We start from the raw sequence: 22,928 nt of genomic DNA, 5'->3' as shown, positions 1-22,928 counted from the left end.
TGCGAACCCTCGCTGTGCTCAATGGGGTGTTGAAGCCATGAGCGTGCGCCATTTTCTGGAGGTTGATGATCTCAACGCCGGCGAGCTGGCCCAGATTTTGACCGCATCCTCGGGCTCGCCTCCAACACAGGTGTTGAAGGGGTTGGGGGTGGCCCTGCTGTTCGAGAAGCCCTCGGCCCGCACCCGGCATTCCATGGAAATTGCTGTTGTTCAACTGGGCGGTCACCCGGTATCCATAACCGGCGACGAGGTGGGAATCGACCAGCGGGAGTCGGCTGAGGACATCGCCCGAACGCTGGGGTGCTACCACGCTGCCATCGGGGCCCGGGTGTATCACCACACCGTGGTCGAGCGCATGGCCGCAGCCAGCCCGGTGCCGGTCATCAACCTGCTGAGCGACCGGGCCCACCCCTTGCAGGCCCTGGCCGATCTGTTGACCATCCAGCAGGTGTTCGGCGAGATCGACGGGCGCAGGATCGCCTATGTGGGCGACCCCAACAACGTGGCCCGTTCGCTGGCCATCGGTGCCGGCCTGATGGGAGCCGAGTTCATCATCGCCAGCCCCGGCGGTTATCGTTTCGACAGCTCCGATCTCAATCGTATAGCCAAAAGCGGCCGAGCCGCCCAGCAGGTTGAGGATCCCGGGCGGGCGGTCGACGGTGCCCATGTGATCTACACCGATGTTTGGGTGTCGATGGGTCAGGAGAGCGAGGCTGAGGAGAAGAGGAGCGCCTTCGCCGGTAGCTACACCGTTGATGACCGGCTGATGCGGCGAGCCACCCCCGATGCCATCTTCATGCACTGCCTGCCCGCCCATGTTGGCTGGGAGGTAACCGAAGAAGTCCTCCACGGTCCCAGCAGCCGGATATGGCTACAGGCCGAGAACCGGATGCATGCCGCCCGCGGGCTGCTCACATTTCTTCTGAGGCACCAATGAGGCTGGGAAAGAACCAGCGTCAGTACCGGATTGCCCAGATTCTGAGGCAGGAGTCGGTGCAGAGTCAGGCCCACCTGGTGGAGCTGCTGATCGCCGAGGGGGTTGTGACCACCCAGGCCACGGTGTCGCGCGACCTCGACGACCTGGGAGCGGTCAAGGTGCCCACCGGCGGCGGGTCGGTCTACGCCATCCCCGAGTTGCCCTCCGATCAGGTAATCCCCGACGACCACCTCCGGCGAGTGCTGGGGGAGTGGGTGGTGGCGGTGGGCAGCTCCGGGAACCTGGTGGTGCTGAAAACTCCACCGGGATCGGCTCACGTGGTCGGGTCGGCCATCGATCGCTCGGAGATTGACGGGGTGCTGGGTACCATTGCCGGCGACGACACCTTGCTGGTGGTGACCATCGAGGAAGGGGGCGGGCGCGCACTGGCCGATTTCTTCCGCCCCCTGGCCGGTATCCCTCACTCGGCCGGATCCGCCCAACTCGAGGATGAGTTATGAATGTGTCGGGGTTGAACAAGATTGAGGAGGGGTTGTGAATGTGTCGGGGTTGAACAAGATTGAGGAGGGGTTGTGAATGTGTCGGGGTTGAACAAGATCGTGCTGGCCTATTCCGGGGGGCTGGACACCTCGGTGATCCTGCGCTGGTTGCAGGAAACCTATGACTGCGAGGTGGTCACCTTCACTGCCGATCTGGGCCAGGGTGAGGAGCTTGAACCGGCCCGGGCCAAGGCCGAGGCCATGGGGGTTACCGAGATCTACATTGAGGATCTGCGTGAGGAGTTCGTGGCCGACTTCGTGTTCCCCATGTTCAGGGCCAACGCCATCTACGAGGGGGAGTATCTGCTGGGCACCTCCATCGCCCGCCCGCTCATCGCCAAGAGGCTGGTGGAGATAGCCGCTCAGGTTGGAGCCGATGCCGTCTCCCACGGTGCCACCGGCAAGGGCAACGACCAGGTGCGCTTCGAGTTGGGGGCCTACGCCCTCAACCCCGACATCTCGGTGGTGGCCCCGTGGCGCATCTGGGATCTGGGCTCGCGGGAGAAGCTGATGGCGTATGCCGCCGAGCACGGTATTCCCATCGAAGCCGAACGGGAGGGAGGATCCCCGTTCTCCATGGATGCCAACCTGTTGCACATCTCCTACGAGGGTGGCCCGCTGGAGGATCCGTGGATCGAGCCCCCCGAGCAGATGTGGCGCTGGACCACTGCCCCCCAAGACGCCCCCGATACCCCGACCGAGATCGAACTTACCTTCAGTAGCGGCGACATCACCGCCATCGACGGCCAAATCCTCAGCCCGGCGACGGTTCTGGCCGAGCTGAACCGCATAGGGGGGGCCAACGGCATAGGCCGGCTGGACCTGGTGGAGAATCGCTATGTCGGGATGAAGTCCCGGGGCTGCTACGAGACCCCGGGCGGCACCATCATGCTCAAGGCCCATCGGGCCATGGAGAGCCTCACCCTCGACCGGGAAGTAGCCCACCTCAAGGACGAGCTGATGCCCCGCTACGCCAGCTTGGTGTACAACGGTTACTGGTGGAGTCCCGAGCGCCGGATGCTCCAGACCGCCATCGATCACTCGCAGGCTCGGGTGAACGGCATCGTGCGGCTCAAGCTCTACCGGGGCACGGTAACCGTCACCGGGCGGCGCTCCGAGGACAGCCTCTTCGACGAGGCCGTGGCTACCTTCGAGGAGGATCAGGGTGCCTATCACCAGGCCGATGCCGAGGGCTTCATCAAGCTTCACGCCCTGAGGCTGCGCACCCTGGCCGAGCGGGAAACCGAGCGGGGATGAGAGCCGTCGAACCATGAGCACGCTTTGGCACGGCCGGTTCGCCGGGGGACCGGGCTGCGGTTTCGATCACCGGGGTACACCATGAGCACGCTTTGGCACGGCCGGTTCGATGACAATCCGGCTGAGGAGATGATGGCCTATACCGCCAGCATCGGCTTTGACATCCGCTTGGCCCCCGACGACATAGCCTGCTCACGGGCCCATGTCCGCATGTTGGGCCGCGCCGGTCTGCTCACCGATGCGGAGGTCACCGACGTGCTGGTGGCGCTCCATCGTACCGAACTGGAGCTTGCCTCCGGAGAGTTCGCTCTGGCTCCGGGCGACGAGGATATCCATACCGCCATCGAGCGCCGGGTGACCGAGCTGGCTGGTTCGGCCGGAGCCAAGCTGCACACCGGCCGCAGCCGCAATGACCAGGTGGCCACCGACCTGCGCCTTTACGCCAAGCGAGAACTGGCCGGCATCGCCTCCGATGTGATCGCCCTCCAGCAGGTTTTGCTCGAGCGGGCCCTGGACGCCGGTGATGCCTACCTCCCGGGGTACACCCACCTCCAGCGGGCCCAGCCGGTGCTTTTGGCCCATCACCTGCTGGCCCACGGTTGGGCGCTGGCCCGGGATGTGGATCGGCTGGTCGATGCCCGCGCCCGCCTGGATGTGAGCCCTCTGGGAGCGGGCGCGCTGGCGGGATCGTCGCTGCCGCTGGATCCCGGTGCGACAGCCGCCGAACTCGGTTTTGCCGCCCGGTTCGAGAACTCGATGGACGCGGTGTCCGACCGGGATTTCGTGGCCGAGAGCCTGTTCGTGCTCACCATGGTTGCCGTCCACCTGTCCCGTCTCGGCGAGGAGATCGTGTTCTGGACCTCCGATGAGGCCAACTTCGCCGTTCTGGACGATGCCTACGCCACCGGCAGCTCCATGTTGCCCCAGAAGAAGAACCCCGATGTTGCCGAGTTGGTCCGGGCCAAGGCGGGCCGCCTCATCGGTAACCTCACCGGCTTGCTGGCGACATTGAAGGGGTTGCCTCTGGCCTACAACCGCGATCTCCAGGAGGACAAGGAACCCCTGTTCGACACGGTTGACCAGGTTCGTCTGGGGGTTCGGGCCATGACCGGCCTGATGACCTCCATTGCCTTCAGCACCGAGGCCATGGCCGCATCCGCCGATGTTCCCACCGCCGCGGCCACTGACCTGGCCGAGCATCTGGTGGTCGGCGGCATGCCGTTTCGCGAGGCCCATGTTGTGATCGCCGACCTGGTGCGCCGCTCCCTCGATGGTGAAGCCTCCCTGGTCGAGTTGGTAACAGCCGATGCCCGCTTGGGCCCGACCGCTGCGGAACTGCTGGCCCCCGGTGTTGCCGTCACCCGCCGTACCACTCCTGGTGGGGCTGGTCCCGAGCCGGTGGTCGCACAGATCCAACGCTTCCGCTCCCGCCTCGCCACCGACAGAGCCCGTCTCGCTTCCTGAAAACTTTTGAAGTTACGAAAAAAACGGATGGGGGTTGGTTTGTTGCTCGTTGGAGGTTAGGGCGGTAGGCTGCGGGGCATCACTCGGAGGCAGTGGATTTTGTCTCCCTTCCACGTTTATAACTGGGGAGTCCGGCTGTGTCGGGGAATGAGTCATTGCGGGAGAGCAGGCGTTTGGCGTTGCTGAGTCGCTTGGTCGATACCTTGGGAGAGGAGGAGGCATCCACGTTGGTTGAGTCTTTGCCCCCTGTTCCGTGGGATCGTTTGGCTACCAAGGAAGATCTGCGGGCTACCGAGGACCGGCTCCGCATCGAGATGAACACCGGATTCGACAGGGTGGATGCCCAGTTCAAGGGAGTCCAAGCCCAGTTCGAGGGGGTTTATGCTCAGTTCGAGAGGGTGGATGCCAAGTTCGACAGGATGGAGGCCCAGTTCAAAGCCCAGTTCAAAGGGGTCTATGCTCAGTTCGAGAGGGTGGATGCCGAGTTCAAAGGGGTCTATGCCCAGTTCGAGAGGGTGGATGCTCAGTTCGAGAGGGTGGATGCCCAGTTTGAGGTAGTCCATGCCGAGTTCAAAGATTTGCGGGGGGAGATGAAGGCGATGGAGGGGAGGTTGTTGCTCCAGATGGCCCGTTTGTCGCGCACATTGGTGTTCACCATGGTCGGGTTCGCGCTGGCCATTTGGGGTTCCGTGCTGGCTGTTGGCCTCGGGTAGCACTCGCCGACCGCAGGGCCGTCTTTTCGCAGGGTTCCAATCCTGAAATATCCTGAAAGGGTGGGTCTGGCAATGCCGCTTGAGCGGGGTTTCTACGCTCGGAATGTGCTGGAGGTGGCCCCCGACCTGCTGAACAAGGTTTTGGGGTTAGGAGACTGCCGGGGCCGGATCGTGGAGGTGGAGGCCTATGGCGGGGACGATGACCCCGCCAGCCACGGGTTCCGGGGCATGACTCCCCGCACCGAGGTCATGTTCGGTCCTCCGGGTCGACTCTACGTGTACTTCACCTACGGCATGCACTGGTGTGCCAACGTGGTGTGCGGTGCCGACGGGGAGTGTGCCGCCGTGCTGCTGCGGGCGCTGACCCCGCTGGCCGGCCTGGACCGGATGCGCGAACGCCGACCAGCGGCTCGCCGGGATCGGGATCTGTGCAGCGGGCCGGCCAAGCTCAGCGCGGCGCTGGGTATAGACGGTGCCACCAACGGTGCAGATCTGGTCGGCACCGATGGGGGAATGGAAATTGTTGACGACGGGATCCCGCCCCCCACTAACCCGGGGCGCTCCACCCGCATCGGACTCACTGCCGGTAACGACCTTTCGTGGCGCTGGTACGTTCCCGGTTGTGCCGATTTGTCCCGGAGAGGCTGACCACGGTCGTGGCTGATGCCACAGAAGCGGATCTTGACCTGAGTGGGGGGTTGTGGTTGGGGCAGGGGGATGTACGGTTGGCCCCTACCACCGATTTGGCCGCGGCCCGGAGGTTGCTCGCGGGCTTCGATGATTCGCTGGGCGATAGCTACCGGGCGCTGATCGATGATCATCCCGATGCCTGCCGGCGAATGTGCCGGCCCGGGCATCTCACCGGCTCGGCGCTGGTGGTGGACCATGAGGGGGACAACACCCTGCTCTTGCTGCACGCCAAGCTGGGACTCTGGTTGCAGCCGGGGGGCCATGCCGACGGAGATGCCAACCTGGTGGCGGTCGCACTCCGGGAGGCCGCTGAGGAGACCGGCATCAAGGGTCTACGCATCTGGTCGAATCCCCTGCATCTGGACATCCACCGGGTGGATCCTCCCGATGAGGATCCACACCTGCACTACGACGTTCGGTTTCTGGTGCGAGCACCTGTCGGGGCCCTACCCCGTGCCAATCACGAATCTATGGGCATGCGCTGGGTGCCACTGAACCGCTTGTCCGAATTTGGCTGCGACCCAGGCCTCATACATCTGGCCGAGTTGGGAGCAAGAGCCCTGAAAGAGGTGCCCCGGTTCTGAAGTACCCCAGTTTTGAGGTGGCCCGGTTCTGAGGTGGCCGCGGTTCTGAGGTACCCCAGTTTTGAGGTGGCCGCGATTTCAGGTTGTCTGGTTCTAGCCGATGTCCAGAGGGTCGCCGCAGGAGGGCATCTGGTTGCGGTCGGCGAAGGCATCCAGCAAGGCATCCACGCCCTCATTGCGCTCGGGATCCACGCTCACCCTGAATTGGAGGTCATCACCGGCCCGAAGAGCTTCGGCGTGAGCTCGGCGGTCATCGAGATAGACATCCCAGCTCCCCAGCCACAATCCCAGAAGTTCACCGTCGTCCCCCTCGGGTGTCGCCGCGGCCAGGTTCGCGGTCATACCGGCCAGCACAGCGGTTGATGCTTCTATCTGATCGGCACGGTCGGCCAGATCTACGGCATCGCGGGCCGCGGGCAACCGTTCGAGTTGGTCCCGTACCTGGGCGCACAGGGCCTCGGCACCGGCCACCCATTCCCGATCCTCCAGGCGGTCGGGGTTCTCATCGCCGAAGTACCAGATTGTGGCCCCGATCCAGAACGCCGCGAACAGAGCGACCACCACGAACCCAGCTATTCCCACTAATCGTCCGGCATTCATGTTCCTGTTCTCCCGGGGCCGCCTACTCTCCTAGCATGCGCTCGGTGCTTGAAGAACTCGAATCCCGCGGCCTGGTGCAGGACACCACCGATAGGGATACGCTGGCCCGACGATTGAGCAGCGGTTCGGTCGGGGTGTACCACGGCATCGACCCTACGGCCAGCTCCCTGCATCTGGGCAACCTCATCGGGGTACTGGTGCTGCGGCGGTTCCAGAGGGCCGGTCACCGGCCCATCGCCCTGGTGGGTGGGGCCACCGGCATGGTGGGCGATCCCAGCGGGCGCTCCGACGAACGCAATCTGCTGGACGAGGACACTCTGGCGGCCAACCTGGCCGGCATAAGGGGGCAGTTGCAGAAGCTGCTGGACTTCGATGGTGATGCCGAACTGGTCAACAACTACGACTGGACCCGCCATCTCACGCTCATCGAGTTCTTGCGGGAGACCGGCAAGCACGCCACCGTCAACCAGATGGCGGCCAAGCACTCGGTGCGCACCCGTATGGAGAGCGATACCGGCATCTCTTTCACCGAGTTCACCTACATGCTGTTGCAGGCCTACGACTTCTGGTGGTTGCACGCTCATCGCAACTGCGAACTTCAGATCGGCGGCTCCGATCAGTGGGGCAATATCACCGCCGGGGTGGATCTTATTCGCCGCCGCTCCGGTGCCCAGGTTCACGGACTCACCTGGCCCCTGCTGACCCGATCCGACGGGGCCAAGTTCGGCAAGACCGCCGATGGTGCGGTTTGGCTGGATCCCGCGCGCACCAGCACCTACCGCTTTCACCAGTACTTCGTGCAGGTGGCCGATGAGGACGTGGAACAGAGCCTGCTCAGGTTCACCATGCTACCGGTGGGGGAGATTGCCGATCTGGTCGAGGCCCATCAACGCGACCCCGGCCGGCGGGAGGCCCAACGGGTGCTGGCCAACGAGGTCACCTCTTTGGTCCATGGTCCAGCGGCGGCGGCCGCCGCCGAGAAGGCGGCCCGGATACTGTTCGGCTCTCCCATTGAGGACATGGACGAGTTCGCCCTCGAGGCCGTGGCCGCCGAGGTTCCCACTTCCGATGTTTTTCTCACGCCTGGCGCTGGCTTCGATGCCGAGGTTCCCACTTCCGATGTTTTTCTCGCGCCTGGTGCTGGCTTCGATGCCGAGTCGAACAGCTTCGATCTGGTGGAACTGCTGGTTGCCATCGGGCTGGCCTCATCAAAGGGCGATGCCCGCCGGGGCTTGGCGGAGGGTTCGGTGTACGTCAACAACCAGCGGGTTTCCGGGTCAGCGCCGTTGGTGGCGGTTGATCGCCTGCTGCATGGCCGCTACCTGCTGCTCAGGCGGGGCAAGCGCCGCCACCACCTGTTGCGAGTTCTATCGGGGTCGGGGCCCAGTTGAGCCGACGGTGGGGGAAAAGTCGAGGCCGCCCGAGAATGATGGGTCAACCAAAAAATTATTTTGGCAAAAAATTATTTTGGATTGACATTTTGGGTTGACGTTGTCCGATCCTCGCCGGTAAGGTGGCAACCCGCCTCTTGAACGGGTGGCCCTCGGGTCCACTCTGGAGGCAGAGCAAGGTTCCGGGTTCGCCCGGGCAATGCGGTTCTCCCGCTAGGGTTACCGCCCCACGCTCCTTGAAAACGGAAGAGAGGACGGAAAAGCCAGTGCGGGCGATGGCTCGGCGCACCTCGCGTCGATGTCGTCGACCTGACACAATTCCAAGGAAATCAAGCCAGGGAGGGCTTCGGCTCTCGTCGAGGCACCAGTTCGCAAGGATTGAGTGGCTCATGGCTTTCCGGAATCGCCCTGTCTTGCCGAGGCAATGAAGCGAGGCGGGCATCTGATCGAAGGCAGTGGCCTCCCTCGGGGGAAGCTGCTGGAGATGTTGACGGAGAGTTTGATCCTGGCTCAGGACGAACGCTGGCGGCGTGCCTAACACATGCAAGTCGAACGAGGTCGCCTTCGGGCAATGACCAAGTGGCGAACGGGTGCGTAACACGTGAGAAACCTGCCCCGAAGACTGGGACAACCACGGGAAACTGTGGCTAATACCAGATACCCTCCGCCGGTCGCATGATCGGCAGAGGAAATGCTCCGGCGCTTCGGGAGGGTCTCGCGGCCTATCAGCTTGTTGGTGAGGTAACGGCTCACCAAGGCATTGACGGGTAGCTGGTCTGAGAGGACGATCAGCCACACTGGGACTGAGACACGGCCCAGACTCCTGCGGGAGGCAGCAGTGGGGAATCTTGCGCAATGGGCGAAAGCCTGACGCAGCAACGCCGCGTGGGGGATGAAGGCTCTCGGGTTGTAAACCCCTTTCATCAGGGACGAAATTGACGGTACCTGAAGAAGAAGCCCCGGCCAACTACGTGCCAGCAGCCGCGGTAACACGTAGGGGGCGAGCGTTGTCCGGAATTATTGGGCGTAAAGAGCTCGTAGGCGGTTTGGTAAGTCAGATGTGAAAGGTTGGGGCTCAACCCTAAGACTGCATCCGATACTGCCATGACTAGAGTCCGGTAGAGGAGTGTGGAATTCCTGGTGTAGCGGTGAAATGCGCAGATATCAGGAGGAACACCGACGGCGAAGGCAGCACTCTGGGCCGGTACTGACGCTGAGGAGCGAAAGCGTGGGTAGCAAACAGGATTAGATACCCTGGTAGTCCACGCCGTAAACGTTGGGCACTAGGTGTGGGGCCTTATCAACGGGTTCCGTGCCGTAGCTAACGCATTAAGTGCCCCGCCTGGGGAGTACGGCCGCAAGGCTAAAACTCAAAGGAATTGACGGGGGCCCGCACAAGCGGCGGAGCATGTTGCTTAATTCGAGGCAACGCGAAGAACCTTACCTGGGTTTGACATGTACGGAAAAGCCATAGAGATATGGTGTCCTTCGGGGCCGTACACAGGTGGTGCATGGCTGTCGTCAGCTCGTGTCGTGAGATGTTGGGTTAAGTCCCGCAACGAGCGCAACCCTCGTCCTATGTTGCCAGCACGTTATGGTGGGGACTCGTAGGAGACTGCCGGGGTCAACTCGGAGGAAGGTGGGGACGACGTCAAGTCATCATGCCCCTTATGTCCAGGGCTGCAAACATGCTACAATGGCTGACACAACGGGCAGCGACACCGCAAGGTGAAGCGAATCCCTTAAAACCAGTCTCAGTTCGGATTGGAGTCTGCAACTCGACTCCATGAAGTCGGAGTCGCTAGTAATCCCGGATCAGCAACGCCGGGGTGAATACGTTCCCGGGCCTTGTACACACCGCCCGTCACACCACGAAAGTCGGCAACACCCGAAGTCAGTGGCCTAACTCTTTTGAGGGGGAGCTGCCGAAGGTGGGGTTGGCGATTGGGGTGAAGTCGTAACAAGGTAGCCGTACCGGAAGGTGCGGCTGGATCACCTCCTTTCTAAGGAGTTCCGTATCCGCTTGATAGCGCTGAATAGTGGTATCAAGTTCGGACACTCCCAGTTGATGCACTGGCTGCTCTTTGTTCTCTCTTCCGTTTTGAGGGAGCGTGATTTTCACGCTCGAGGCTCTGCCGAAACAGTTTTACTGTATGACGGTATCCTCTTGTGAACCTTGAGAACTGCATAGCGAGCACGAGCATCTGATCGAAATAAGAGTTCTTCGATATTTGAATCTTCCAAGCTACGAAGAGCCAACGGTGGATGCCTTGGTGCCTACTACCGATGAAGGACGTGAGAGGCTGCGATAAGCCTCGGGGAGCTGCCGACTGAGCTTCGATCCGGGGATGTCCGAATGGGGAAACCCGATACTCGTCATGGGGTATCACTCCGGTGTGAACACATAGCACCGGTAGAGGGAACCAGGTGAACTGAAACATCTAAGTAACCTGTAGGAAAGGAAAGCAACCGCGACTCCCTTAGTAGCGGCGAGCGAAATGGGAAGAGCCTAAACCGTGCCGGTGGAATAGCCTGGTGGCGTTGCCGGTCCGGTGTTGTGGGGTCTCAGAGGAGGAGCACCAGATCCTCCACGGAGTTATAAATGTGCGTGGTAGTGGAATCGTTCTGGAAAGGCGAGCCACAGGGGGTAATAGCCCCGTACACGAAACTGCTGCACACTCCGCTGAGTGTCCCCGAGTAGCGCCGTTGCCGTGTAATTCGGCGTGAATCTGCGAGGACCACCTCGTAAGGCTAAGTATACGTAGGCGACCGATAGTGAACTAGTACCGTGAGGGAAAGGTGAAAAGTACCCCGGGAGGGGAGTGAAATAGTACCTGAAACCGTTGGTTTACAAGCAGTCAGAGCGTCGTCTCAACCGATGGTCTTTTGACCATCAATCCGAGATCGCGATGGCGTGCCTTTTGAAGAATGAGCCAACGAGTTACGGTATGTGGCAAGATTAACCTGTGAAGGGAAGTCGGAGCGAAAGCGAGTCTTAACTGGGCGTATAGTCGCATGCTGTAGACCCGAAGCCGGGTGATCTATTCATGGGCAGTGTGAAGCGGGGGTAAGACTCCGTGGAGGCGCGAACCGACCTAGGTTGAAAACTGGGCGGATGACCTGTGAATAGGGGTGAAAGGCCAATCAAACCCGGAGATAGCTGGTTCTCCGCGAAATGCATTTAGGTGCAGCGTTGTGCGTTCAACCATGGAGGTAGAGCACTGGATGGGCTAGGGGGCCGACAAGCTTACTGACCTCAGCCAAACTCCGAATGCCATGGTTCCAGAGCACAGCAGTGAGACCCCGGGGGATGAGCTTCGGGGTCGAAAGGGAAACAGCCCAGACCGCCAACTAAGGTCCCTAATTTCTAGCTAAGTGGTAAACGATGTGGGATTGCACAGACAGCCAAGAGGTTGGCTTAGAAGCAGCCATCCTTGAAAGAGTGCGTAACAGCTCACTGGTCGAGTGATCCTGCGCGGACAATGTAACGGGGCTAAAGCTAGAAACCGAAGTTGCGGATTTCTGCCGTTAGGCAGGAGTGGTAGCGGAGCGTCGGTCTCGGAGCGAAGCGTCAGCGTGAGCTGGCGTGGACCGGGGCCGAGTGAGAATGTTGGTATGAGTAGCGAGAGAGGGGTGAGAAACCTTTCCGCCGAAAGCCCAAGGGTTCCTGGGGAAGGCTAATCCTCCCAGGGTGAGTCGGGAGCTAAGGCGAGGCCGACAGGCGTAGTCGATGCACAACCGGTTGATATTCCGGTACCGCTGTGAACGCGTCCAGGCTTAACTGGTGTTGCTAAGGGGATGTCTGTCCCGCAAAGGGACAGAAGAAACCGACCCACATCGGAGCGGCCAGCAACGCGGGGACGCAGAGAGGTAGGTGAACCCAGGCGATGGTTGTCCTGGGGTAAGCGTGTAGGGTGGGGCCCAGGTAAGTCCGGTCCCCATAAAGCCTGAGGCGTGATACCGAACCGCATGAGGTGAAGTCACTGATCCTGAACTGCCAAGAAAAGCCGCTAGTTAGCTTTCACGGTGCCCGTACCCCAAACCAACACAGGTGGGCAGGTAGAGAATACCAAGGCGATTGGGAGAACTGTGGTTAAGGAACTCGGCAAATTACATCCGTAACTTTGGGATAAGGATGACCCTAGTAAAGTGATGGGCTTCGCGCCCGGAGCTTGATCGGGTGGCACAAACCAGAGGAAAGCGACTGTTTACTAAAAACACAGCAGCGTGCGAAGTCGTAAGACGCAGTATACGCTGTGACGCCTGCCCGGTGCCGGAAGGTTACGGGGAGGGGTTAGCCGTAAGGCGAAGCTCTGAACCTAAGCCCCGGTAAACGGCGGCCGTAACTATAACGGTCCTAAGGTAGCGAAATTCCTTGTCGGGTAAGTTCCGACCTGCACGAATGGCGTAACGACTTTCCTACTGTCTCAACCACAGACCCAGCGAAATTGAAGTACGAGTAAAGATGCTCGTTAGCTACAGAAGGACGGAAAGACCCCGTGGACCTTTACTACAGCTTGATATTGGTGTTTGGTATGTGTTGTGTAGGATAGGTGGGAGACTAGGAAGCATGGACGCTAGTTTGTGTGGAGTCAACCTTGAAATACCACTCTGCGCATGCTGGGCATCTAACTTAGGCCCGTTATCCGGGTTGAGGACAGTGTCAGGTGGGTAGTTTGACTGGGGCGGTCGCCTCCCAAAGAGTAACGGAGGCGCCCAAAGGTTCCCTCAGCCTGGTTGGCAATCAGGCGTCGAGTGTAATGGCACAAGGGAGCTTGACTGCGAGACCGACGGGTCGAGCAGAAACGAAAGTTGGGCATAGTGATCCGGCGGTTGCGTGTGGAAGCGCCGTCGCTCAACGGATAAAAGGTACCCCGGGGATAACAGGCTCATCTTCCCCAAGAGTCCATATCGACGGGAAGGTTTGGCACCTCGATGTCGGCTCATCGCATCCTGGGGCTGAAGCAGGTCCCAAGGGTTGGGCTGTTCGCCCATTAAAGCGGTACGCGAGCTGGGTTTAGAACGTCGTGAGACAGTTCGGTCCCTATCCTCTGTAGCCGAAGGTGATTTGAGGAAGGCTGTCCCTAGTACGAGAGGACCGGGACGGACGCAGCTCTCGTGTGCCAGTTGTTCTGCCAAGGGCATGGCTGGTTAGCGACCTGCGGAAGGGATAACCGCTGAAAGCATCTAAGTGGGAAGCCTGTTCCAAGATGAGATCACCCACCGGGTTAACCGGGTAAGGCCCGTGGTAGAACACCACGTTGATAGGCCGGAAGTGTACGCATGGCAACATGTTTAGCTGACCGGTACTAATCGGCCGAGGGCTTGGTTCAATATCATTAACTTGATGTCGGACAGGTGCTTGTGCTCGCTATGGAGTTCTTTGGGCACTCCCTCGTGAAGGAGAACATAGAAGAACATAAAGGTTTCGGTGGCGATGGCGGTGGGGTCACACCCGTTCCCATTCCGAACACGGAAGTTAAGCCCACCAGCGCCGATGGTACTTGGGTGGAGACGCCCTGGGAGAGTAGGTCGCCGCCGGATTTCGCAAATGGCGGGGGTCGTGTGGCCCCCGCCATTATTTTGTTTTTTGTTTTTTGCCTATTTTGTTTCCATGCCGTATGCGGTGGCTGTCTCGGTAAACTCAGGTGGTGTCTTCTGGCGGAAGATCAGGCCGCAAGCCTCCTAATCGTAGGGGGCCTTCTAGGCAAGGGATCCATCGAGGCCGGGGACGGTCCGGCCCGCCTCGGGGTAAAAAGACGGCGGGCGGTAGGTCCAATAACCGGGGGAAATCTCAGTTACCTGCCCCGAAGGGGCCACATGGAATGGGGGCAGTAGCCCGTAAGGGGGCCGCCAAGGTGACGGAACCGCTTCTGGTTTCCGAGGTCGAAGCAGACCCCGAGATCGTCGAGTTGTCCGATGAGGAGGCGGAGCAGGCGGAGCAGGCCCGCTTGCGGTCTGAGCGGCGGGCAGTTCGTCAAGCCCGCACCAAGGAGTTGCGAGCCGAGGCTCGAGAAGCTGTCCAAAGAGGCAACCTGGGCGATGCACCGGCCCGGACGCCGGGCGAGCAGCCTCGGAGTCGAAAACGCGCCCGATTGCCCAAAGGCGGCTCGGCTCCTGAAGTCCAGAAGTTGGAGGAGGCGGTAGGCCAGCGAATGGCAGTCCATTTCCGGCGGCGATTGGATCGAGCCGAGGCTGCATACGAGCAGGAGGATTACCGCAGGGCCTGGAGAGATCTGGACGGCTTGTCCGAGCAGGCCCCCAAGGTGCCAGAGGTGAGAGAGTTGACCGGTCTGACCCTGTACCGATTGGGCCGATGGGAACCGGCGGCAGCGGAGTTGGAGGCCTTCCGGCGGCTCACCGGCCGTACCGATCTTCATCCCGTTCTGGCCGACTGCCATCGAGCTCAGCACCGGTGGGCCGATGTCGATGAGCTGTGGGCCGAGTTGAGAGCCTCTGGGGCGAGCACGGCAGTGCTGGTCGAGGGCCGGATGGTGGCTGCCGGAGCGCTGGGCGACAGGGGAAAGACGGCCGAGGCCGTGCATCTGCTGTCGGAGGGCCTGAAGCTTCCTCGCCGGGCCGCGGAACACCATTTGCGTCAGGCTTACGCCCTCGCCGATTTGTGCGAGCGAGCCGGGGACATTCCCCGAGCTCGGGATCTTTTCGGGTGGTTGAACGAACAGGATGAGCTGTATGTGGATGTGGCCGAGAGGTTGGCAGCCCTGCGGTGAGCCTGGGCTCGAGAACATGCCCCCGAAGGTTCGGCCCCGCCACTATTGTGGGGTGCTGGTAGCGGTTCGAAGGAAAGGCAGACCATGAAAATAGAAGAACTCTTGGGTGACGAGGCTGAATTTCTACTGTCCTACGAATCCACAACCATTTCCCGTGAGGATCTGCATCTCCCCGGCCCCGATTACATCGACCGGGTAATGGTGTCCACCGATCGATCCCCCCAGGTATTGCGCAATCTTCAGTCGCTGCTCGACCATGGCCGGCTGGCCGGCACCGGATACGTATCCATCCTGCCGGTGGATCAGGGCATCGAGCACTCGGGGGCGGCCTCTTTTGCTCCCAACCCCCGGTATTTCGATCCGGCGGGCATCGTGGAATTGGCCATCGAAGGGGGGTGCAACGCGGTGGCCTCCACTTTCGGGGTGTTGGGAGCCACCTCCCGCCGGTTTGCCCACCGCATCCCCTTCATCGTCAAACTCAACCACAACGAGCTGCTCACCTACCCCAACAAGTTCGACCAAGTGATGTTCGGATCGGTTGAGCAGGCCTACGACCTGGGGGCGGCCGGGGTGGGTGCCACCATTTATTTCGGTTCTGCCGAGGCCACCCGCCAGATCCAGGAGGTGGCCGAGGCCTTCCACCGGGCCCATGAGTGCGGGATGTTCACCGTCCTGTGGTGCTACCTACGCAACTCCGGCTTCAAGGTGGATGGCACCGATTACCACGCCGCCGCCGACCTCACCGGGCAGGCCAACCACATCGGAGTAACCATAGAGGCCGACATAATCAAGCAGAAGCTTCCCGAGAACAACGGCGGTTACAACGCGGTGGGATTCGGTAAGACCCACCCGTTGGTGTACGACGAGCTGACCTCCGATCACCCCATCGATCTCACTCGTTGGCAGGTGGCCAACTGCTACATGGGCCGCATCGGTCTCATCAACTCCGGCGGAGCATCGTCGGGGGCCGGAGACCTGGCCGAAGCAGTACGCACCGCAGTGATAAACAAACGAGCCGGCGGCCTCGGCCTCATCAGCGGCCGCAAAGCCTTCCAGCGCCCAATGGCAGAAGGCATCAAGCTACTAAACGCCATCCAGGATGTGTACCTCTCCAAGGATGTGACAATCGCCTAGCTTGTGGGCGGAAAAATGGTTATATGGCAATCCGCCTGCCGTGCAGGTTCTTGAAATTGTCGTAGCATTATGGAATAATCAAGCGGTGAGTTGGATACTTAAGTGGCTTCGACGGGTGGTCTCGATTGTAACGTCAGCCACGCCGTTGCCTGACAGTAGACCCGTTGCTTGTCGACCCTGAGGGCGCGAGCCAGCTTTTTTTGACCTCTCCCAGAATTGGGAACTTACATTTGAACTCCTAGATTACACACGGAGGTGGCGAGAGAGGGCCGTACATGAAATAGTACTTCGGGACAGCGACCACGTGAATCTGGCTTCCTCCTACCAGGTGTGCTTACCTATCGAACTGCTAAAAAAGTTTGAGAGTTCAGTAGAAACTGGCGATCAGGTTCGATTATTTCTACCCTTCGGTATGCGCCCGAAGGAGCTACTCTTGAACGTTGATTTCACTGGTGCACAAGGTAATACAACGACACTGCTTCTTCGGCGAGAAGCAGCAGAACTTCAGGCACGGTACATTGCACATGTAGACGGGCGAGCCTTTGATGAACAGCCACTTGGGGGATCGTTGTGGATAGGAATATCTGCTTATACCAACTCTGTCTGGCGAGAATTTTATGCCCCCACAAAGCAGGGATTTTGGAGAAGGTGCCTATCTGCTTCAAACTCGCACAGATACATAGATGCGCTCGCGCTCGCTTCATATCTGAATGCTGATCTCGATTTTAATGTAGAGATCGGGCACGTAGAAAGGTGGTTGCAGCAACTTGAGCCCGCTCGGACAGCGCTCGTATATGCCCTGGGAGAGGGAGACAATTTGGAGTCATCGTCGGAGTGTGTATTACTGGCCGTCCCCTTCATGCCCTTTCGTCCACAAGGAATTGAGGATATAGACCTCCTCGTAGAGGAGTTCGTTGGAGCGGTTGACAGAATGGACCTCACGACTCTACAAGTAGTGGCTGAATACGGTCGTCGTTGGGAAGCAATCATTGACACGACTGTGCCGGTTGACCAGTCCTGCTTGATCAAGCTTTCGGAGCAACGCCCCTGGCTTCGGGCGCACTCATCAAAAATGGAGCAGGAACTCGCCTGGGGTGATGCCAGGACAACCCATGTTGAGATCAGGGCTGCGGATCACGGGATCGTGATTGACAAGCCTCAAATTTCCGACCTCTTGGGCCAACGTCTTGGCGTTGCTGCCGGTGACTCTGTACCAGCAACAGCGGACACAGTGGCATTTTACGCATCGGACCCAAAAAGGCCCTACTTTGCTCGGATCAGCGTCCGCGCCCATACTAGACAGGCACATAGCCTGTTGGTTCTGTGGATACTGGTGCTGATTCTAGCCGCTACCACTGTAGCAGGCCTGCTGCCGGATAACGCCGATCTGGTGGAATCGCTTGCTCTCCTGACCTTCCCACTCACCTTGGCTGGGGCTCTCGTGCTCTCTCGGGGCTCCACGCCTCTCACAGAAAGACTGCTTCGGCATTGGAAGGTAGTACTCGTACTGGCGATTACCGTGCTGTGGGCATTTGCTCTCTTCCGCCTGCTCCTGAATGCCGATGTGGTGTAGGTAGATTCTATTTGGGACGGAGTCAAAAGCATCGGTAACCTATTCAAAACTATATTATCCTGAACCAGAGGGGAGTCACGATGGCTAAGAACGGAGCGAGGGGCGGCGGTCGGGTGGGGCCTGTCACTGGTCGGAGCCAACTCCCCCACCCCAAGAACGGCAACTGGATAAAGCGAGATGCTGAGTCTGGCCGCTTCATGAAGATGAAGAAGGCAGGAGGCCCGTTCAAAGGAGTTCGCCGCGAGAAGTGATCTGGGCGGCAATCCAGGAGGGCTAGCATGATCGGCAAGGCTGATGTGCTTGGGGAAGCCAGGGAGACTCTGGAGCGGTACGGGCATGAATCCACCGACGGCATCTGGCTGGAGCGTCTCACCGAGAAAGTGGCGCTCCATCTGGCTGATTGGGATGTGGATGAGATCCACTCCTGGGCCGATTGGCCGTCGCGGCTTGAGCTTTTCCCCAGGAGCACTGCTCAGGATCCTGGTATAGACCTGGTGGCCCGTCGAGGATCCGATGGCCGCTACATCGCCATCCAGTGTAAGGCTCGCAAGTTGGATTCGGACGGAACGGGCGGGGAGATCTCCAAGAGCGAGATCAGCAAGTTTGCCCATCCCGCGGGTAGTGACGTTTTTGCCGAGCAGTGGCTGGTCACCAACGGTGCCAGCTCACCCAGCAGCCGTGCCCGACATGCAATCGAGATATCCGACAAGCCGGTTAAAGTCGTCAACCTGACCGCCGAGGTAACCGCCGCAGATGCCGCTGCCCCCGACGAAGCCGGGGATTGCCCGCATTGCCACGATCCTGAGGCCGAGCAGACCCGTAGCTGCATGCAGCGCGAAGCGGTGGCTGCGAGCGTGCGCATCCTGCGAGAACATGCCGAAGCCGACTCGGGAGGGCTGCCTCGAGGCCAAGCCCGAGGGCGCATCATCCTGCCCTGCGGTACCGGCAAAACCCGCATTGCGTTGCGCATCGTCGAAGAGTTGACCGGGGGGGGGGGTAAGGGCCAGCTTTCGGTGGTGCTGTGTCCCTCCATCGCGCTGGTGTCGCAGTTGCGACGCGAGTTTCTCCAGCACGCCCGCACCCCGATCAGGGCGATGGCGGTTTGCTCCGACCAGACCGCCGGTTACGATCCCAAAAAAGAGGGCAACAACAATCGGGCCCTCGACCCCACACAGGACAACAGCAACGTAAGCCAAAGCGAGGTAAAAGGCTTGGTCACCACCCAGCCGCAAGAAATCGCCGATTGGATTGCGGGGGGGGGGGGGGGGAGATGGTGTTGGCAATGTTCGTGGCCCGCGCCTCAGCGTCATTTTCGGCACCTACCAGAGCGCCAGCCGGGTAGCCGAAGCGCTGGAAATTTCCGGCACCGAAATACAGGTGCTGGTTTGTGATGAGGCTCACCGCACCGCAACCCTGCGCCGCCGCGCCGGGCCCGATGAACAACAGGCCCGTCTCAAGGAGTTCACCCTCTGCCACGACCAGCAGGCCTTTCCGGCTCGCTTCCGTATCTATCAAACCGCCACTCCCCGCATCTACAACCACGCCACTTCCACCAGAAGGGTAAATCCATCCGACTTCGTGGTTCGTTCGATGGACGACGAGACCACCTTTGGTGTCGAGTTGTACCGCAAGAGCTATGTCGAGGCAGTGAACAACGGTTGGTTGGCCGACTATCGAATCATCGCCCTGGGGGTGAACGATCCCGAGGCCTACGCGGCTGCCAACGAACTTGCTCGAACCACCGAATCGAGGGGCAGATCCAGCCTCACGACCGTGGACTACCTGCGGGGTTTGGCGCTGGCGCTGGTTATGGCAGGGGCCACCCGGACGAGCAGCACCAACCATGACGTGACCATCAAGTCGTGCATTGCGTTCATGAACACGGTTCACAAGTCGAAGAACATGGCTCAAGACCTTCAAACCGGCGTGGTGCGCGATTGGCTGGCATCTCGCATGGAGGGTCAAGAGCCCGCCAACTTCAGCTTGGAGCATCTCGACGCAACCGACAATGTTTCCAACCGTGACAACGCCAAGAGACGCTTGGCCGAGGCAGACCCCGAAGCCCCCCATGGCGTCGTTAATGTGGGTATCTTCGGCGAGGGCACCGACTCCCCATCGCTCAGCGCGGTGGCCTTTCTGGAGCCGCGCAAGAGCCCGATTGATGTTGTCCAAGCAGTGGGCCGGGCGATGCGTACTGCTTCCGAAAAGGAGTTCGGCTACATCGTCTGCCCGATTCTGTTTCCGCCCAACGACGACCCCGAACAATGGTTGGCGAGAGCCGATCCTGAAGAAGGTTGGTCGGAGCTGGGGCAGATACTGCTGGCGCTGAGAGCCCACGACAGCCGCATCGAGGAAGAACTTGCCGAGATGTTGAAGATCTACGTTCCGCCGCCCCAGGAGGATCGGGCAATCACCAGCTTGGTGGCGATTGCTTCGGCATCCGCCGGTCGCATCCGTTACGGCGAGCATCGCGGCCCGGCCCAATCGGTGTTCGATGTGGTCGAGGAAACCGTCGTTACGGAAAAACCCTGGTCGAAACTAGGCCTGGAACCGGTGCGTTCGGACGAATGGACTCCCGACATGGAGCCCACGCAAATCGTGACCGTTGCTCAAACCCCCGACGGCGCAATGCGGTTGCGTCAGGACACGGTGAAGCGAGACAAGCCTCGGGCCGGCGAGATGCTTGGTCGGGTCAATGCCGACAAGTCGAAGAAGCACGCCCGGGAGATGATCAACAAGGGTGCCGGTAATCCGGTACCGCCAAAAGCTGAGCGTCGAAGGAGAGCTGCCAAGACCAAAGCCCAGCGCCAGGAAGAACAGACCCAGTTGATGCTTTTGAAAATTGGCGATGAGTTTGGGAAGGAGATCACGGTCAACCTGCTGGCCAAGTCGGGTCTGCGCCGTGACCGGGTGAGCCGAGACCTCAACCTGTTGGAGGAAAGCATCAACGAGGCGAAGTACCATCTTCACTCAGATGGGCTGAAGACGGCGCTGGATGCGCACTTCGGCCTGGATCACTTGGACTCCCAGAGCCTCTCGGCCCAAGCCGACGGCTGCACCATCGCCGCACTCTTGTTCATGAACGCGGCGATGCTGCACCAGCGCATCGCCGAGGGTGGCTGGTTGCGAGATGTCGAACCGCTGGCCGCCACAAAAAACGATGCTCGCGTGATCGAACGGCTGAAACGCAACTGGAACCGCATAACCCGCCAGGACTTCGTACCGGTTATCGAGCCCGCGCTGGAGGCGATTTATGCCGTTGAGGACACCGCGAGGCTGGCCGGCCTGGAACGAGCGTTGCGGCACCTGGCTTCGGAGGCCGAACGCATTGCCGCCACCTACGCCGACATGGGTGCCGACCACGCCGGCCCGCTGTTCAACAAGGTCATGGGCAACCAGGCCTCCGACGGTGCCTACTTCACCCGCCCGCCCGCAGCCACCATGGCGGCCCGGTTGGCGCTGGACGCCTGCGGCCCCCAGAACTGGGTTGATCCGGCAACGTGGCGGGCTCACAAATCGGTGGATCTGGCTTGTGGTAGCGGCACCCTGCTGGCCGCGCTTCTTTCCGACATGAAGCGCCGAGCTCGCGAGCAAGGTGCCTCGGAAGAGCAAGTCGCCTCACTACAAAAGCTGGCGGTGGAAGAAGTGCTGAAGGGCATGGACATCAACCCGGTGTCGCTGCAACTGGCCGCAACCCAGTTGACCGCCGGCAACACCGACATCAAGTATAGCGGTATGGGCCTCTATCGGATGCCCTACGGCCCCACCGGTGATTCGATGGTGCCGATAGCGGCTGGCACGTTGGAGTTGATAGCCGAGGATGAGGTGGTTCCCAAGTTGCAGACAGAGATGTTTGCCGGCGCGGCCCAGGGCGAGGCAGTTAGGCACAACCTGGAAGACCCAGAAGTCCAAAGAGCGGCGAAAGCAGCCATGGGTGCCCGCATCGTAATAATTAACCCGCCGTTCACTGAACGTACACGTATGGGAAAAAAGTTCTCGACTGACATTAGAAACTCATTACGGAATCGTGTCGATGGGCTTGAGAACGTGCTGGCAACTGCTGATCCATTGTTGGAGGGTTTCGTTACGAAACGGTCTCTGCGCCCCATGTTTGTATCACTTGCGGACCTATGCATTGGGCAAAAAGAAGGTGTGCTGGCCATGATAAGCCCGACGGTTTCATTGGCTAATTATTCCGGAGCTCAAGAGCGTCGAGTACTTGCCGCCCGTTTTTACGTTCACACTATCCTAACCTGCCACCAGCCCGACAACATCAACCTGAGCCAGAACACCAGCATCAACGAAAGCATCATTATACTTCGCCGTCACACTGGTGAACGGCCACCAACAAGGTTTATAGCCCTGGATCACTTCCCCAACAATGACACCGAAGTTGCTGAGTTGTTCAGTGCAATTGAACAGCGAGATATTGGTCCACTAGCTGGCGGCTGGGGGGAAGTGTCTGAATGGCCGGTAGAACGTATCCAAAATGGCGATTGGACTACTGCGATCTGGCGCTCACCGATACTGGCTGAAGCAGCAGCAAGTTTTGCCTCACACCCAGCACTGCAACCGATGGATAATCAAGGCATGACTTGTCACCAGACACTTCCCCTGCTAGCTACTGTCCATCGCCGAACTTCTGTAGGTGCTTTCGGCGCTTTTCCAGTCCTAAAGAGTAAAGGTGCTGAAGGGCAATTGACGATCGAAGCCACACCGGACGAGCACTGGACATACAAGAAAACAGGGCCTTCGCCGGTGCTTGACAAGGCCGGATACCTACTCGTTACCGCTGGCCAGGACACAAGCACTGGGCGCGTCACCGCCGTGGCATCTAATTCTGCTTATGTAGGTGGTGGTTGGTTGCCAGTCAGAGGTATTTATCCCAACTTAGCTAAGGCAGTTGCAATTTTCCTTAACTCCACACCCGGACGGCTGTTGTTGCTTAGAAATCCAGGGCGCAAGATCGCTTTCCCCCAGTACACCCCAGCCATTTTCAACAACCTCCCCATCCCCGACATCTCCGATCCATATATCAGCTCCACGCTTGCCGATTGCTGGGAATTGACCCGTGACGAAATCGTTCCCCAATTTCGTGACGGTGAGTGCGAAGTCCGCGAACTCTGGGATGCTGCCGTTTGCACCGCACTGGGCTGGGATGAGGGTGAGATCGCCGTGCTACGCAAGCTACTGCACGAAGAACCTCACGTGAGCGGCCTGGGCTACAGCCAATACCATGACTAGCCCCTTACCACTCAAATTGGAAGATTTTCTGAACGAGCTAGATTCCGGGATTATCCGGATAGACAGGGGTG

At 60.1% G+C, this 22,928-nt stretch carries 14 protein-coding genes and 3 rRNA genes; 16 read left to right on the top strand and 1 reads right to left on the bottom strand.

The window, feature by feature from the left end:
- Positions 1 to 37: 37 nt before the first annotated feature.
- The 7 genes from argF to ACOGXC_RS08910 all read left to right on the top strand — a co-directional run bounded on the left by argF (position 38) and on the right by ACOGXC_RS08910 (position 6,184).
- Positions 38 to 937: an ornithine carbamoyltransferase gene (argF, locus tag ACOGXC_RS08940; RefSeq protein WP_419917848.1), complete on the top strand. Its 900-nt coding sequence runs from the start codon at positions 38 to 40 to the stop codon at positions 935 to 937.
- A complete protein-coding gene (gene argR / locus ACOGXC_RS08935) occupies positions 934 to 1,437 on the top strand; it encodes an arginine repressor (RefSeq protein ID WP_419917847.1) in 504 nt (167 codons plus the stop codon). The genes argF and argR overlap by 4 nt, the downstream gene beginning before the upstream one ends.
- A gap of 78 nt (positions 1,438 to 1,515) precedes the next feature.
- Complete coding sequence (locus tag ACOGXC_RS08930) at positions 1,516 to 2,733, top strand: argininosuccinate synthase (protein ID WP_419920051.1); 1,218 nt, start codon at positions 1,516 to 1,518, stop codon at positions 2,731 to 2,733.
- A gap of 81 nt (positions 2,734 to 2,814) precedes the next feature.
- Complete coding sequence (gene argH, locus ACOGXC_RS08925) at positions 2,815 to 4,197, top strand: argininosuccinate lyase (protein ID WP_419917846.1); 1,383 nt, start codon at positions 2,815 to 2,817, stop codon at positions 4,195 to 4,197.
- Positions 4,198 to 4,334: 137 nt separating this feature from the next.
- Positions 4,335 to 4,910: a hypothetical protein gene (locus tag ACOGXC_RS08920; protein WP_419917845.1), complete on the top strand. Its 576-nt coding sequence runs from the start codon at positions 4,335 to 4,337 to the stop codon at positions 4,908 to 4,910.
- Between the two features lie 72 nt (positions 4,911 to 4,982).
- Positions 4,983 to 5,558, top strand: a complete 576-nt coding sequence (locus tag ACOGXC_RS08915) for a DNA-3-methyladenine glycosylase (protein WP_419917844.1) — start codon at positions 4,983 to 4,985, stop codon at positions 5,556 to 5,558.
- 8 nt (positions 5,559 to 5,566) lie between these two features.
- Positions 5,567 to 6,184 (top strand): NUDIX hydrolase, encoded by a 618-nt coding sequence (locus ACOGXC_RS08910; protein WP_419917843.1) that lies wholly within the window; start codon positions 5,567 to 5,569, stop codon positions 6,182 to 6,184.
- Positions 6,185 to 6,277: 93 nt separating this feature from the next.
- Here the strand turns inward: ACOGXC_RS08910 and ACOGXC_RS08905 are convergent, their stop codons facing one another.
- Positions 6,278 to 6,784, bottom strand: coding sequence for a hypothetical protein (locus ACOGXC_RS08905; RefSeq protein WP_419917842.1), 507 nt, complete (start codon positions 6,782 to 6,784; stop codon positions 6,278 to 6,280).
- Positions 6,785 to 6,819: 35 nt separating this feature from the next.
- Between ACOGXC_RS08905 and tyrS the strand changes: the two genes are divergently transcribed.
- The 9 genes from tyrS (at position 6,820) to ACOGXC_RS08860 (ending at position 22,857) form a co-directional block, all read left to right on the top strand.
- Positions 6,820 to 8,175, top strand: coding sequence for a tyrosine--tRNA ligase (gene tyrS / locus ACOGXC_RS08900; RefSeq protein ID WP_419917841.1), 1,356 nt, complete (start codon positions 6,820 to 6,822; stop codon positions 8,173 to 8,175).
- 487 nt (positions 8,176 to 8,662) lie between these two features.
- Positions 8,663 to 10,178: ribosomal RNA gene (locus ACOGXC_RS08895) — 16S ribosomal RNA — on the top strand.
- 235 nt (positions 10,179 to 10,413) lie between these two features.
- Positions 10,414 to 13,508: ribosomal RNA gene (locus ACOGXC_RS08890) — 23S ribosomal RNA — on the top strand.
- 94 nt (positions 13,509 to 13,602) lie between these two features.
- A 5S ribosomal RNA gene (rrf, locus tag ACOGXC_RS08885) occupies positions 13,603 to 13,719 on the top strand.
- The 16S, 23S and 5S rRNA genes sit together here, the layout of an rRNA operon.
- 281 nt (positions 13,720 to 14,000) lie before the next feature.
- Complete coding sequence (locus ACOGXC_RS08880) at positions 14,001 to 14,906, top strand: hypothetical protein (RefSeq protein WP_419917840.1); 906 nt, start codon at positions 14,001 to 14,003, stop codon at positions 14,904 to 14,906.
- A gap of 84 nt (positions 14,907 to 14,990) precedes the next feature.
- The gene (locus ACOGXC_RS08875) at positions 14,991 to 16,040 is read left to right on the top strand and encodes a class I fructose-bisphosphate aldolase (protein ID WP_419917839.1); all 1,050 of its coding nucleotides are present in this window, start codon (positions 14,991 to 14,993) and stop codon (positions 16,038 to 16,040) included.
- A gap of 433 nt (positions 16,041 to 16,473) precedes the next feature.
- A complete protein-coding gene (locus ACOGXC_RS08870; protein WP_419917838.1) occupies positions 16,474 to 17,613 on the top strand; it encodes a hypothetical protein in 1,140 nt (379 codons plus the stop codon).
- 278 nt (positions 17,614 to 17,891) lie between these two features.
- A complete protein-coding gene (locus ACOGXC_RS08865) occupies positions 17,892 to 19,004 on the top strand; it encodes a DEAD/DEAH box helicase family protein (RefSeq protein ID WP_419917837.1) in 1,113 nt (370 codons plus the stop codon).
- The gene (locus tag ACOGXC_RS08860; protein WP_419917836.1) at positions 18,991 to 22,857 is read left to right on the top strand and encodes a hypothetical protein; all 3,867 of its coding nucleotides are present in this window, start codon (positions 18,991 to 18,993) and stop codon (positions 22,855 to 22,857) included. The genes ACOGXC_RS08865 and ACOGXC_RS08860 overlap by 14 nt, the downstream gene beginning before the upstream one ends.
- The last annotated feature ends 71 nt before the right edge of the window (positions 22,858 to 22,928 follow it).

Source organism: Candidatus Poriferisocius sp., assembly GCF_965202595.1.
Lineage (GTDB): Bacteria > Actinomycetota > Acidimicrobiia > Acidimicrobiales > Bin134 > Poriferisocius.
This window is presented reverse-complemented; position numbering and strand designations above follow the sequence as displayed.

Excerpts from the sequence above, each read along its gene's own strand:
- ACOGXC_RS08915 (WP_419917844.1), top strand. The coding sequence starts at position 4,983 with ATGCCGCTTGAGCGGGGTTTCTACGCTCGGAATGTGCTGGAGGTGGCC.
- ACOGXC_RS08865 (WP_419917837.1), top strand. The coding sequence starts at position 17,892 with ATGATCGGCAAGGCTGATGTGCTTGGGGAAGCCAGGGAGACTCTGGAG.
- ACOGXC_RS08880 (WP_419917840.1), top strand. The coding sequence starts at position 14,001 with ATGGGGGCAGTAGCCCGTAAGGGGGCCGCCAAGGTGACGGAACCGCTT.
- argH (WP_419917846.1), top strand. The coding sequence starts at position 2,815 with ATGAGCACGCTTTGGCACGGCCGGTTCGATGACAATCCGGCTGAGGAG.
- argF (WP_419917848.1), top strand. The coding sequence starts at position 38 with ATGAGCGTGCGCCATTTTCTGGAGGTTGATGATCTCAACGCCGGCGAG.
- argR (WP_419917847.1), top strand. The coding sequence starts at position 934 with ATGAGGCTGGGAAAGAACCAGCGTCAGTACCGGATTGCCCAGATTCTG.
- tyrS (WP_419917841.1), top strand. The coding sequence starts at position 6,820 with ATGCGCTCGGTGCTTGAAGAACTCGAATCCCGCGGCCTGGTGCAGGAC.
- ACOGXC_RS08905 (WP_419917842.1), bottom strand. The coding sequence starts at position 6,784 with ATGAATGCCGGACGATTAGTGGGAATAGCTGGGTTCGTGGTGGTCGCT.
- ACOGXC_RS08875 (WP_419917839.1), top strand. The coding sequence starts at position 14,991 with ATGAAAATAGAAGAACTCTTGGGTGACGAGGCTGAATTTCTACTGTCC.